Source organism: Thermoplasmatales archaeon (genome assembly GCA_014361245.1).
GTDB lineage: Archaea > Thermoplasmatota > E2 > UBA202 > JdFR-43 > JACIWB01.
Genome location: JACIWB010000003.1, coordinates 11,938 through 25,546, shown reverse-complemented (window position 1 = coordinate 25,546; position 13,609 = coordinate 11,938). Strand labels below are relative to the sequence as shown.

At 39.5% G+C, this 13,609-nt stretch carries 9 protein-coding genes and 1 tRNA gene; 7 read left to right on the top strand and 3 right to left on the bottom strand.

The annotated features are described in order from the left end of the window. Window positions 1–41: 41 nt before the first annotated feature. The 7 genes from H5T45_01170 (at window position 42) to H5T45_01140 (ending at window position 4,459) form a co-directional block, all read left to right on the top strand. A complete protein-coding gene (locus tag H5T45_01170) occupies window positions 42–944 on the top strand; it encodes a transcriptional regulator (GenBank protein ID MBC7128327.1) in 903 nt (300 codons plus the stop codon). Window position 945: 1 nt separating this feature from the next. After that, window positions 946–1,590: an FAD-dependent thymidylate synthase gene (locus tag H5T45_01165; protein MBC7128326.1), complete on the top strand. Its 645-nt coding sequence runs from the start codon at window positions 946–948 to the stop codon at window positions 1,588–1,590. Beyond that, entirely contained in the window at window positions 1,575–2,549 is a 975-nt protein-coding gene (locus H5T45_01160) for an RNA-guided pseudouridylation complex pseudouridine synthase subunit Cbf5 (GenBank protein ID MBC7128325.1), read from the top strand. The genes H5T45_01165 and H5T45_01160 overlap by 16 nt, the downstream gene beginning before the upstream one ends. Then, a tRNA-Ser gene (locus tag H5T45_01155) sits at window positions 2,545–2,628 on the top strand. Before H5T45_01160 ends, H5T45_01155 begins: the two co-directional genes overlap by 5 nt. A gap of 46 nt (window positions 2,629–2,674) precedes the next feature. Beyond that, window positions 2,675–3,238, top strand: coding sequence for a hypothetical protein (locus H5T45_01150; GenBank protein MBC7128324.1), 564 nt, complete (start codon window positions 2,675–2,677; stop codon window positions 3,236–3,238). After that, complete coding sequence (locus H5T45_01145) at window positions 3,226–4,170, top strand: tyrosine-type recombinase/integrase (GenBank protein MBC7128323.1); 945 nt, start codon at window positions 3,226–3,228, stop codon at window positions 4,168–4,170. The genes H5T45_01150 and H5T45_01145 overlap by 13 nt, the downstream gene beginning before the upstream one ends. A 64-nt stretch (window positions 4,171–4,234) precedes the next feature. Next, window positions 4,235–4,459 carry a hypothetical protein gene (locus tag H5T45_01140; protein MBC7128322.1) on the top strand — a complete coding sequence of 75 codons (225 nt, stop codon included), beginning with the start codon at window positions 4,235–4,237 and terminating at the stop codon, window positions 4,457–4,459. Window positions 4,460–4,492: 33 nt separating this feature from the next. Here the strand turns inward: H5T45_01140 and H5T45_01135 are convergent, their stop codons facing one another. Genes H5T45_01135 through H5T45_01125 form a run of 3 tightly spaced genes read right to left on the bottom strand, consistent with a single transcriptional unit; the run spans window position 4,493 to window position 13,389 of the window. Continuing rightward, a complete protein-coding gene (locus H5T45_01135; protein ID MBC7128321.1) occupies window positions 4,493–7,657 on the bottom strand; it encodes a DEAD/DEAH box helicase family protein in 3,165 nt (1,054 codons plus the stop codon). A gap of 6 nt (window positions 7,658–7,663) precedes the next feature. Next, entirely contained in the window at window positions 7,664–10,615 is a 2,952-nt protein-coding gene (locus tag H5T45_01130) for a site-specific DNA-methyltransferase (GenBank protein MBC7128320.1), read from the bottom strand. A gap of 2 nt (window positions 10,616–10,617) precedes the next feature. After that, window positions 10,618–13,389, bottom strand: coding sequence for an ATP-dependent helicase (locus H5T45_01125; GenBank protein ID MBC7128319.1), 2,772 nt, complete (start codon window positions 13,387–13,389; stop codon window positions 10,618–10,620). Between the last annotated feature and the right edge of the window lie 220 nt (window positions 13,390–13,609).

Below are 13,609 nucleotides of genomic sequence, written 5' to 3'. Positions count from 1 at the left end.
AATTTTAATTAAGTTTTTATATATATAAGTATATAGTCATAATGAAGGAAGAACTGCTTCAATCAACACAAATGCTTCTTACAAGATCGGGGTTTTACTGCAGCAGGATATGTAAGATAAGACCGAGTAGCTTTGATTTTGTTGCGAGAAGGGATAACCTGCTCTTAATCATAAAAGTATTGAACAACATAGACTCAATAAACGAAGAAAACGCGAAGGAACTTATTTCAATATCAAGATTTTTAGGTGCTCTGCCCATAATAGTAGGAGAAAAAACATGCTCCACTTTTCTTGAAGATGATATTGTATATTTCAGATATGGAGTGCCCATTCTTACCCTCAAAACTCTCGAGAACTACATCAGGGGGCGCCCGCCTGTTGTATGCGCTGCGCCTGGGGGATTTTATGTGAATATAGATGGAGAAGCTTTTAGCAGGCTAAAGAAGGAAAAGGAGCTTTCTATCGGGCAGCTGGCAAGAATAGCTGGTGTTTCAAGAAAAACAATTCAGATGTATGAGAGAGGGGAGCGTGCAAGTGTTGAAGTTGCTGAGAGAATGGCTCGCTATATTGGATATGATTTCATCAAGCCGATAACTTTATTTGAGGAAATAGAAAGAGAGGAGATAGAGATGAAGGAAATAAGGGATGAAATGCTTAAAATCATGGAAGATATTGGAGCTTTCATCTTTCCTACTTACAGAAGCCCATTTAACGCAGTTTCAAAGCTTTTAGATGAAATTTTTATAGTTGGGATAAACGACAGAAAGATTTTTGAAAGAGCAGGGATAATCTCAAATATATCAAGAGTTATTGAAAGAAAATCATTTATTCTTGCAGAAAAATCAAAAGTAAAATTTATAGAAGGGATTCCAGTGATTGAGAAAGATGAATTAAAGAGGGTTAGAGATCCGGAAGAATTAATTGATTTGCTGGAGACGGAATAAAATGGATGTTAGATTAATAGCTTATACACCTGAGCCAGATATTATTGCTGGAATTTCTGCTATTTTTACCCATTCAAAAAAAAAATTTGAAGAACTGCAAAAAGAGGAAAAGGTTAAAAAAATTTTAAGGGCGGTAATTGAAATGGGGCATACAAGCGTTGTTGAACATGCATATTTTACTTTTGAAATATCGGGTGTTTCAAGAGCATTGACCCATCAACTTGTAAGACATAGAATAGCATCCTACTCGCAGCAAAGTCAGAGATATGTTGTTCAGGAAATGAGTTATGTTGTCCCTCCTTCATTAAGAAAAAAATATGGAAAAAAATATAATGAAATGATTAAAAAAATATGGGAACTTTATGATGAAATGAGGAAGGATGTGCCAATTGAAGATGCCCGCTATATTTTACCAAACGCAGCCTGCACTTCAATAATTGTTTCAATGAATGCCCGCTCTCTTTTGAATTTTTTTGAATTGAGATGCTGTCTTCATGCCCAATGGGAAATAAGAATGCTCGCATGGAAAATGCTTAAATTAGTTAAACAGGTTGCCCCAACAATATTTGAAAATGCTGGCCCACCCTGCAAAACGAAGAAAATTTGTCCGATGAAGAAGAGGAGTTGCAGATGGTACCCAAAATAAAAAGAAAAAGGTTTGTAAAAAGTGAGGAGGAGGCAAGCCCATTTTTTGGGAAAGAGCCGAGCAAGAGAAGTATTGAAGAAGCAATTGAGAATGGAGTTGTTATTATAGATAAGCCCTGCGGGCCAACATCCCACCAGGTGGCTGCATGGGTAAAAGAAATTCTTCATTTAAATAAAGCGGGGCATGGAGGAACTCTTGACCCAAATGTAAGCGGTGTTTTACCAATTGCCTTGGAGAACGCAACAAAAGCAATAGGGCTTATGCATGAAATATCAAAGGAATATGTGTGTGTGATGCAACTTCATTCAAATGTTGATGAAAAAAAATTAAGAGAAGTTATAAAAAGTTTTGTCGGTAAAATATGGCAGACTCCACCAAAGGAAGCTGCTGTGAAAAGAGTTAGAAGGCAGAGAACTATATATTATATAAACATAATTGAAATGGATGGAAAGGATGTTCTTTTTAAAGTTGGATGCGAGGGAGGAACATATATAAGGGTTTTGTGTGAGGATATAGGAAAAAAGTTGGGAGTAGGGGCACATATGGAAGAACTCAGAAGAACAAAAACAGGAATTTTTGAGGAGGAGGATGCAATATTTTTGCAGGAGCTACTTGATGCCTATATTTTCTGGAAAGAGGAGGGAAAAGAATTTATCAAAAAAATTATTTATCCAGTTGAAACACTTGTAGAGCATCTCCCAGATATAATAATAAAAGATTCGGCAGTTGATGCAATATGCCATGGAGCAAATCTCATGATTCCAGGAGTTGCAATGGTTGAAACAGGAATAAAAAGGGGAAGCAAGATTGCAATAAAAACTTTAAAGGGAGAAGTTGTTGCAATTGCAGAGGCACTGATGAGCACAAGGGAAATAATTGAAAAAGATCGTGGCATAGTAGCGGATACAAAAAGAGTTATAATGAAACCCGGAACATATCCAAAAATGTGGAAAAGCTGAGGTAGCCAAGCGGTAAGGCGCAGGCCTGGAGAGCCTGTGGGGCTTATGCTCCTCGTGGGTTCAAATCCCACCCTCAGCGCTTTTTTAATATTAAACTTTATATATAGCTATCTGTTACTTTATCAATGACAAAGGAAAGATTTGAGAAGAAAGGAAGGAAAAAGGAATACAAGACGGATACAATAATGAAGAGGGCTGTTCTTGTTTATCTGCCAAGTGCTGAGATGAAGGAAAAATGGCAGAAATTGGCAGATAAATCTGGCTTGTCAATTTCAAGATTTGTTATAGAGCATGTTGAAAACTCGCTTAGCCAGGAAAATGAAGATGCCTCATATGGAACAAGAGCAGATTTTATAAAAAGGATAAAGGAGCTGGAAGAAGAAATTGAGAAAATTGAGAAAAAATATGAAATTCTGTCAAAGGCTTATGAAAGGCTTGAAGAAGAAAATAAGAGGTATAGAACAATGCCATTTTTAGAAGAGATAGAGGGATTTAGAAAATATGAAAGGAAGATAATAGATGCCTTTAGGCTGAGAGGGAAGATAGAGAAAGGAGAAGTGTTTGATATAGTTGGAATAAATCCGATGGAGCAGGCTGATGTTGCAAAGGGAATAAACAGGCAGTTAGAAAATCTTGAAAGATATGGTTTAATTGAAGACAAGGGAAGGTGGTGGATATGGAAGTATTAACAAATTTAAAGAATGAGGAATTGATAAGAAGATTTGAGGAAGACTGCAAAATAAGAGGACTTACAGAGGGATCCATTAAAAGCTACAAATCTTGTTTAAGAATATTTTCATCCTTTTTAAAAATAAATGGAATTGACTTAATAAGCATTAACAGAGATATTTTAAGGAGTTATGTTGGATTTTTAAGGGAAAAAAGACTAAATTACAAAACCATAGAAAATCACTTCTCAGCCATATCAGCATTATGTGAATACATGGTCTATGAAGGAATTATAGCCAAGAATGTTGCCCTTGAAGTGAGGAAGAGATACCTCCATACTTATAAAAGCGATAACAATGATGCCCATAGAAAGCTTATAAGTGTTGAAGAGATGGTAAAGTTCATCAATTCAATAGCTGATATAAGAGATAAGGCAATGGTAGCACTTCTTGCAAAAACAGGAATAAGAAGGAAGGAGCTTGTTGCAATTGATTTAGATGATATAAACTGGCAGGAAATGAGCATAATTTTGAAGCCAACTGCAAAGAGGAGCAATAGAATAGTATTTTTTGATGATGAGACAGCAGTGCTTTTAAAGAAATGGATAAGCAAAAGAGAAGCAATAGCAAAGCAAAACTGCAAGGCACTTTTTATTTCATACCAAACAGGAGAGAGGCTTGATAGAAGCGGTCTCTATAACTCTTTCATTTACTGGGCGGAAAGAGCTTGTTTGCACAATCCAAATTCAGATAGAATTGAGGATCATTTTACCCCTCATTGCTGCAGGCACTGGTTTACAACATGGCTCAGGAGAAATGGAATGCCCAGAGAGTATATACAAGAGCTAAGAGGAGATGCAAGAAGTGATGCAATAGACATTTATTACCACATAGATAGAGAAGAATTGAGGAAATCTTATCTCGCCTGCATTCCAAAGCTTGGAATAGCGTAAAAAAGCTCTTCTCTTACAAGCCAAAGATAAAATATATATGCAGGAAGAGAGTATTTTATTACTCGTGGAACTAAGATGTTTAGAGCCATGGGAAGAAGCCCATGGAAAGCTTGAGGAAATAAAAGAAACAGAGGAAGGATTAATTCTTTGCATGTCATTCGGCAATGTCTGCATAAAAGATAAATCCTTGATAGCTCAACTAAATGAATTGAAGGGAAGGAAAATAGCAATTTTGAGAACAGATATTGAAGGAAAAGAGTATTTGGTAAGAGTGGCAGAGGAAAAGTGAAAAGAGGATTTTAACGATAATGTATGTAAGTAATCAATTTTGGGACAAAGCAAACATTTTTTCTATGTATGTGGGGTTGGGTACTCCTTCTCTTTCATATTGGAAGAGTATGTGTTTGTTTGTTTCTAGTTCTGTTCTTCCCACGTGGTAGTGTCGAAACATTTGTTCTACTTTGTTGTAGGGTGTGTATGAGATAATGAAAGCGTCGAGTGTTACTTGTGGGTCATTGAGATTTGGTTGGATATTGGTTTTAAGATGTTTGTGTAGGTTTAGTTTTGGGTGTTCTAGGTTACGTATGAATGTGAGTCCTTTTGGGTCTATGAAGATTATTTTTTGTTGCTTCTTTTTGATTATCCATAGTATGAAATCTGGGTAGAAGGTGCTAGTTTGGAAGAAACCTATTCCTTTGCCCCGGGTTAGGTTTCTTAGGAGGTAGATTTCGCAGTCTTTTAGGTTGTTTGGATTGCTTTTGAGGTAGTTGCTGAGGTCTTCGACGAATTTTGCTTCGCCTTCGTTTAGTCCAGCTGGGATTGTTATTATTTTGTTTGTGTTTGGTCTTATTAGTAGGGGTTGGTAGAGGTGGTTTTGGAAGTATGCGTTGGAGAGGGTGATGTTTCCTTTTGTTGTGAATATTTCTTTTGTTTCTATGAGTTTTTTGATTTCTTCGATTAGTTTTTGGTCGTCTTCGGCTATTCTTAGCCTGTATTCTTTCAGTATGTTTTCATCTGTATATCGTAGAAAGTCTACCTTGTACTTGTCTTTTTCGTGTTCGTTTCTTTTCTGAGCATAGAATCTTTCAAAGTATTTTTTGAGGATTAGGGTGACGAGGTTTGTTATGCGTTCGTAGGTTTCTGAGAAGTTATTGCCGTGGCTGCTTAGGTAGGTGTCTGGACAGAAGAGTTGGTATTTTTGTTGGTGTATGATTTGTTTTAGGTTTTCTTTGGTGACTATGAAGTTGTACCAGCCTTTTTCGTTTTTGTATTGTAGTATGGAGAAGAGGATTTCATTCCAGTCTACGAGGTCGAGTAGTTTTTTGTCTATGGTTTTGGGTTGCATAAGGGTTGTTGTGATCATTGTTTGTTCTTCTCTGCCGTCGATTACTATCCCGCGGGGTAGTAGGTCTATTCTGGCTTCGATGCCCTCTTCTGGTTGGAGAATGAATATTTCTTGGGTGAATGGTTTTTCTTCTTTTGGTTTTAGAATTTTTAGGTAGCTTGGGAAAGGTTCGATTGGTTCTGGTTTAAGTGGTATTTCTTGGTAGGCTTGCACGTCTTCTCTTTCTATGACTTCACGGAAGGTTTCCATGTAGTCAGCTTTTATGCCGTATATGTTTAGTGTTTCGAGGGGCTCTAAGTATTTTGGGTGTGGTCCTTCAATGAAGCGGCTTCGTTTTAGGCAGTAGCCTTTTCCTTTTAGGCGTACGCCTCTTCCGAATAGTTGGATGATTTGTGCGCCTTCGCGTTTGCCGATGTTGAGTAGGCACATGCTGGAGACGCGCCATGAGTTCCAGCCTTCTAGGAATTTTTTGGCGCCGATTAGCATGTTGAGTGTTGTGTTTGGTTCGTTTATTTGGTCAAATAGAGATTGTGTGGTTACATCATTTTCTACGGGTATTTCTTTTGCTTTTTCTTCGACTAGTTTGATGAATTCGGCTCTATTTCCAATGTTTATGACGCCGAAGTATTTTTCGGATGTTCCTGCTTTTAGTCCTATTTCGCCTTCTGTTTTTTTGAGGTTTATGAGGCGTAGTTTCTTTATTGTTGCTTTGCTTGATGTGTGGAAGATTTTGTTTAGGATGTCGTCGTAGATTTCTTCTGGAGCCATTTTTTCGCTTCTCAGGTATGGGAAGTTTTTTTCAGGGTATCTTGGTGCGAAGACGTCTCTTTTTTCTGGATCTAGTATGCCCGTGTTTCCGTCGAGTATTTTCTTCATTAGAGATTTAACTATGTTCTCGTTTTCTGTGAGGAACCAGTTTAGGAATTTTACCACTTGTAATACATCTGATGTGGCTTCGTTGACTTTGCTCCCGACGAATATCCATAATGGTTTTTCTATATTGTATTCTGTGATGGCTTTTTGAAGTTTTTCGTATAGTAGGAGTTGCTCATAGAATGACATTAAATTAGCGAGTTGGATTATTATCACGTCTGTGTCTGCAAATTTTTTGGTACTTACGTTTAGTATGCGGAAGTCTTTGCCGTAGCCGTCGCCGTAGAAGTATTTGTATGAGTAGTCGTAGAGTATGGCTTGGGAGTATTCTCTGAATGCAGCTTCGGCTGGGCTGGATATGGCTTGCCCGAAGGTTGCGCTGTATTCGAATGTGAAGCCACCGTCTTTGACGAGCCAGTCTCGGGTTTGTTTCCATTTCATGTCTTCTGTTTTCTGTCCTTTGTGCCCTTCGTCTACGAATACGAGGTTTTTGGTTCCGAGACTTGAGACGTCTATGGTTATGCCTTCTCCTTTTTTGTCTTCTGGGAGTTTGAGTTTGTGTATGCTTAGGACTTTGATTGTGTTTTTGTCTTCGGTGGTGAAGTAGCCGGCTGTATCTCCTTGGAAGAGTATGGCGGGTATGCCGCTTGTTTTTAGTTCTTCGAGGTGCTGGTTGGACATCTCGTCTGATGGTGTTATGAGTATGATGTTTTCGTAGTTTATTTTGTGTGGTCCTTTGTTGTAGTGCATGAATTGCCAGTAGTTTATGTTCATGATCATGGTTTTTCCGGAGCCTGTTGCCATCCAATAGGCGATTTTGTTTATGTTGCCGAAAACGTAGTCTATGGTTATGCCTGAGCCTGGCTCTTCGGCTTTTTCTATTATCCAGTTGTTTATTTGTTCGAGGAGTTGTGTTGGGTTGTTGAAGTAATTGTCGAGGAATATTTCTGTGAAGAGCAGAGCGAGGTATTGGAAGTATTTGAGGGTGAGGTTTGGTTTTCTGCGTTTTTTCCAGTTTTCGAAGTGTTTTCTGATGTTGTCGTCGTATTGTTCGAGTTTATCTTCGGGTATGGTGGTGCCCGGGCGAATTAGTATGGCGTGGAACATGTGGCTTCTGCCTTCGGCATCGAATTCTTCTGGCACGTCTTTGAAGTCTTTGATATCTGAGAGCTTGCTTATGCCAAGTTTGTTTGCTATGAATTTTGCTAGGAGGAGGTGGTCTTCGAGCCGGAATTTACCTGGTTGTTTGACTTTGATTTGCTTTCGCATTGTAGTCTACGCCCCCATTAGTCTTTTGAATTCAGGTTCGATTGGTTCGGCTTTTTCAACTAGGCCGTCGCCGTTGATGAAAATGCGGTCAGGTTTTGTTCCGGCTAGTATTGTGTTTTCTATGAATTCTTTGTCTTTTTTGAGGTCTATGTTTTTTGTGTTGCGCCATATAATGGCGATGTTTTCTTGGTTGAGTTTTCCAAAAACACAATGGTATTCTTGTTCTTGGTTCTTGAATGTACGGAATTTTTCTACGGTTATGCCGAGAAGGTAGTTAAAAGTTTCAACGAGGTCTACTGTGGCGAGTCTTTTTTCGCCGGCAGTGGTTACCAATATTTTGTAGTCGAAAGGTGTTTGGAATTGTTCTACGTTAAGCCTTGTTGGGCTGTCTTTGGTTTCATAATCCAACATGTATCGTAGGAAGTAGTCTTGAAAGCTTTCCAGCGTTTCTTGGAGGGTCTTGTCTTTTTCTCTGAAAACAATGTTGCTTAACGTATCTTCATACTGCTCAACATAATGATATTTGAAAAAGCCTCCACCTTTCCAATTAACTTCTTTGCTAATGCTTGACCGCTCACCAGCTAAAACAGCCTTCATTCTTTTAAGAGGAATATTATCAAAAAAGTCACCCATCTCAACGCCAATCCACTTCCTACCAAGCTTATGCGCTACTGCAGTTGTTGTGCCACTACCTAAGAAATAATCTAGAACAAAGTCACCTTTGTTCGAAGAAGTCTCGATAACTCGTTGAAGAAGCTGCTCTGAATTTTCGGTTGGAAAGCCCCATTTTGAAGGAACAACATATCCCGGGATGTCAGTCCAATTTGAATCAACGGTTTCTAAAGGCGAAGTAAGATATTCTAATATACCTTTTTCATTCAGTCTTATTCTGCCCTCTTTGTCATATTCTTCAAGCCTTTCCTGCGAAAAAGTCCAATGACGACCATTAGGGGGCATACAAACTTTTCCTCTGAAAACCCTCCCTCGAGAGTAGTATTTCCCCTTTTCAAGTTTCAGCTGACTTGATTTGTAATAACTAAGATATTTTTCGCTCACTTCCGACCATCTAATTCCAGGCGAATGCGCCTGTATCCACTTTTGCTCTCCTCTTTCTTTTTTAGCAATATTGAAGAAAGCGCCTTCAGATTTTGAATACACAAAAAGAGAATCATTGGCTGTGATAAACCTGTTGGCGCCTTCAAAAACTTTTTTGGTTCTGTTGATTATAATTTCATTTTTGAAGTTTTGTTTCCCAAAGACATTGTCCATGAGCATTCTAACATAATGGTTCCCATGATAGTCTATTCGTACATAGATGCTTCCAGTTTTCTCTAATAGTATTTCTCCTGATCGCAAACGGTCATACATCATAGAGTTCCAAGATGAGTCAAGGTAGTTGTTTTTGTAGAGAAACTCGTTTGTTCCCGTGTTGAACGGCGGATCAATATATATACATTGAACTTTTCCTTTAAACTTGCCAAGAAGTAAGTTTAAGGCTTGCCAATTTTCACTCTTTATTAGAATCCCGTCAAGAATTTCATCTAAATCATTTCTTTCACTTAGAGCCTCAAGTAACCGGTTTTTGAAGTCTGTTCCAAAATGTCTTGTATCTAGAGGAAGCTTCTTCCACTCTTTTCCATCAAACATCTGCCTTTCAACCAAATCTTTTTTACTCTTAACTTCTATGCCCAAAAGCTCTTTCCATTCTTCGAGTTGCCTCGTGTTTTTCAAAATCTCTTCCACAATGCTTTCAATAAACTCTTCGCCAGCATACTCCTTAATCTTATCCAAAGTTATGACGTACTCCGTGCCAATGATGAACTTCTTTTTCTCGAAAAGCATCTTCTGAAAGTCTTCAATCTGAGCCAAAAACTCGATAATCTTCCGGCTTATCTCACGAATCGCCTTAACCTTAGCCCTAGCAATACGCAAACTCCTCTCATCCAAATTCTCCAACTCGTCAAGGTCCACAACCTCATTCTTTATGTAAAACTCCAACTCTCGCTCAAGAAAAGCCTTCAAATTCTTATGAATGAAATAATCAGTCGTATTCCTCCGCACATAATTGCTCAAATGCTTCTCAAGAACCGTTTTCTCGCCATTCTCCTTAACCCGAAGCACGTTACTCACATCACTGCCGCTAGTTTCAGAGAAAATTCTGTCAACCGCATCTACGACAAGCGCATCTTGAACATTCCGCTTTCCAAACTTCCTCTCTTCTTCATCCGTAAGCGCTCTCCACTCAAAGTAAATGTCAACAACCCTTTTCTCCTCATCAACCTTAATAAAATCTGAATCGCATAAGACAAAATATTTGTTCGCTCCAACAACATTGTTCACTTCCACTTCAGCCTCTCTGAGCAAAAAGTTAACCCGGTAACCGCCAGCCTTAAAATGATAATTTCTGAAATACTCAGCGGTCTTCACATAATACTGATCCTTATTTGCCCAATAAAGAACAACTTCCTCACCATTATAGGGAATATAATACTTCTCTTTGCCACCATACCTCCGCTTAGAAATAAAATCGCCCTTGTCATAATACCTCGAGAAAAACTCGTAAACATGATTGAAAACTTCATTCATCTGAGCCTCAGAAACCTCAGCACTCTTCAACTCCTCAACTTTCCGCAGATACTCCTTAATCCTCGGCGCATCCTCATGCTTCATAACCCGACCTTGTGCATCAATGGTTCCCTCGCCAAAATCTCGAATAATCTCAGCCTTAAGCCTCTCAACCTCCCTCTGCAACTCCACCATACCTGCTTTAGCGTACTCCTTAAACTCCGCCTCAACAGCCGCAATCAAATCCTTCTCAATTAAACGCTCAATCTCCTTCCGCCTAAAATTCAAAATACGGTAAATCCCAAAATCCAAATCCTGCGCATCAAACTGAAAAAGCTCCCTCAACAAACGCCTAACTTTCTCACGACTACTCTCCATATTACCAACCACCATACTTACCACCTCCACCTACAAATATCTCTCATATCACAATCCCCACAATGTTCTCCAGGATTCGAGTTAAACTGCTTATTCCGGATACTCGCCACTACCCGCTCAGCCTCTTTCACTGCCCTCTGAACATGAGTCTCGCCAACATCTACCGGCACAATCTCCGGAGCCTCACTACTCAAAAACGCCACAGACCCGCCATTCACCGCTCTGCCAACACTCTTCAAACCAGCAGCATATAACCTAACCTGCAACTCAGCTTCTTGCATAGTCACCGAACCCTCAGTCTCACTATAATCCAACGTCTTATAATCCCTAACCTCTCTATCACCCAACACATCAATCCTCCCCGTAATCGTCGCATTATGAATAGGGAACTCAATCCTATACTCAACCTCACTACTCTGCCTCAAATCTTCGCCGAAGTTTCTAGCATAATTCAAAACAATCCGACGCGCACCCTTCTTATAATTCTCGAAAACATCTCCAGCCACAAATGGCATAAAAAACTCGTTATCTACAGCCTGCACAGCAGCAGTAATAGGACCAAGCCCCTCATTCTTCTTAAGAAGCTCAACAGCCCTCCTCAAACAATAATGAACACCCTTACCAAAACCAATAGCTTCATCAAGCTCAGGCTGATATCCATAAACATTCCTCAACAAAAACATATAAGGACACCTCAAATACGCAGTAATCTCACTCGCAGAAAAAGTTAACATACTATCGGCAACCTCCAACTTGGCAACAGGAAAACTCGGAAGCCTCTTCCTCCCAAGAGGCGTAACCACATTAAGATCTAAATCATCAATAAACTGACTTCTACTCATACTTTTCTTCATCCGCTTAAAATAACTAACAATCAAAGCATCCCGAGCACGAGTAATAGCCACATAAAACAACCTTCGCTCATCCTCCAAATCACCCTCATACCTACGCGCATCAAACAAATCCCGCGGAATACCACACCAATTAAGCTCGCGCCCAACCATCTTAGAAGGAAAACGCCCCTCAACAGTCGAAAACAAGAACACCACAGGCCACTCCAACCCCTTCGCTTGATGCACGGTCATAATCTGAACCGCATCCACACCACGAATGTCATCAGCCGGCTGCTCCTCATACGCCCAAGCAGCATAACTATTCATAAACCAACAAAGACCCCTCAAATCTTCCTTCCAATGAGGAGCCCTACCCCCAACCCGATTAGCAGTCTCATAATCAGTCAACAAATTGTTAAACCGACCCAAGTTAGCCATAATCGTTGCATCATTGGGATCAGTATGAATCAAATTCTCAAAACCCAAGATAATCAGCACATCTTGGTATATGCTCGTAAAATTATCATATGAAGAGTTCTTCGAGTTAAGATTAGCCTTTATCTCCCTAAGCCTTGACTCCACATCACGAGGCATCCTATACTGATACACAGAACGCCAACAATCAAGAGCCGTCCAAAGAAGATCATCACCAGTTATCCGCTTGCCATATCGCTGAGGATCCTCAACCCAAAATCCCTTCTCATAAAACCAAGCAAAAATACGCCCCAACGCCTGTGCCTCATCACGCTTAAATAAACCAACTTTACCGCCCACAATGTAAGGTATCCTCCGTTCCTTCAAAATACCAACAAGATGATCAGCAGCCAAGCGCACACTACGAGTAAGCACACCAATATCCGAATAATTTAAACCTCGCTTCTTCACCAAATCCTCTATCTGATCCGCAATCCAAACAGCCTCATCCTCAGGTGATTCAAACTCAATCAAACCAATAAAACCGTCTTCTCCACGAGTTGCCTCCATAGGCTCATAATGAGCATTCTTAAAAGTTCCGGCAAACTTGTTAGCATTCACCACAATTCTTTTGCCACTTCTACGATTCTCCCTAATAGTAAAAGTCTTAGTCCCCTTAAAAGTCTCCTCAAAAGAATCAAAAAACTTCTCGTCCGAGCCCCGCCACTGATAAATGCTTTGTCTGGGATCACCAACAACAAAAATCTCCCCATTCCGTCCAACAAGGCGAATCAGCTCTTCCTGAGCCCGGTTAATATCCTGAAATTCATCAACAATCAGATGCTTAACGTGGCTCAAAGTCTCAGGATTCTCACGAAGCTTCTGAACCGCAAGAAGAATCATGCGCCCAAAAGTCAGCAGCTTATGCTTTTCTAACAGATACTCATAATGTGCCAATTTCTCACAAAAATCAGGCGCCTTAGCCTCAAGCTTCTTCCGATCAAGCATCTCATCCCAAACCATATTAACCGTCCTAAGAAAAACCCGACAAGCCTCAGAATAATTCCGCCCAAAATTTTTAATCCCAATATCCCAACCATGCCTCATCAAAAAAGCAATCTCTTGATTCTCATCCAAAACGGTGTAATTCCCAAACTTAAAATAATCATCAAGAATCCTCTTAGCATACGCATGAATCGTTCCAACATACATTTCGCCCAACTTTCCCAACTTGTTCTCGTCAAGCTCACCCACCCTCTGGTAAATACGACTCTTCATTGCCTGAGCTGCCCGCTCAGTAAAAGTAAAAGCCACAATAGAAGAAGGCTCCACACCCTTAACCAAAATAAGGTAAACAATCCTCCTCGTCAAAATCTCAGTTTTCCCAGCACCAGCACCGGCGATAACCTTATTATACTTTGAACTAGACAATACAGTCTCCTCTTGATCGAGCGAAAGCTGAAAAGGTTTACCCAAAATTTTTTCAACCAACTTCGGGTATCTCGAAAATGAAGTACCCCTCTCTCTGGATATTTTTATCATTTCTATTCTCCTTACCTAAAAATATAATTATAACTCTTCTTAATAAATCTTTCGCAATTAGTGGGCATGAAGAATAAATAAAGATAGATTCTACTATTTTTGCCTTTAATCATTTTTGCCTTCTTAAATTTTTTAAATTACTTTATTGCATTAATTATTCACAAGAGTAATAGCAATTCTCGTAAGAGTAATTGCTCTTATGTTTTTCAAATAACTCTTG

Coding starts and splice junctions, on each gene's coding strand:
- H5T45_01170 (MBC7128327.1), top strand. CDS start 42: ATGAAGGAAGAACTGCTTCAATCAACACAAATGCTTCTTACAAGATCG.
- H5T45_01165 (MBC7128326.1), top strand. CDS start 946: ATGGATGTTAGATTAATAGCTTATACACCTGAGCCAGATATTATTGCT.
- H5T45_01160 (MBC7128325.1), top strand. CDS start 1,575: ATGGTACCCAAAATAAAAAGAAAAAGGTTTGTAAAAAGTGAGGAGGAG.
- H5T45_01150 (MBC7128324.1), top strand. CDS start 2,675: ATGACAAAGGAAAGATTTGAGAAGAAAGGAAGGAAAAAGGAATACAAG.
- H5T45_01145 (MBC7128323.1), top strand. CDS start 3,226: ATGGAAGTATTAACAAATTTAAAGAATGAGGAATTGATAAGAAGATTT.
- H5T45_01135 (MBC7128321.1), bottom strand. CDS start 7,657: ATGCGAAAGCAAATCAAAGTCAAACAACCAGGTAAATTCCGGCTCGAA.
- H5T45_01130 (MBC7128320.1), bottom strand. CDS start 10,615: ATGGTGGTTGGTAATATGGAGAGTAGTCGTGAGAAAGTTAGGCGTTTG.
- H5T45_01125 (MBC7128319.1), bottom strand. CDS start 13,389: ATGATAAAAATATCCAGAGAGAGGGGTACTTCATTTTCGAGATACCCG.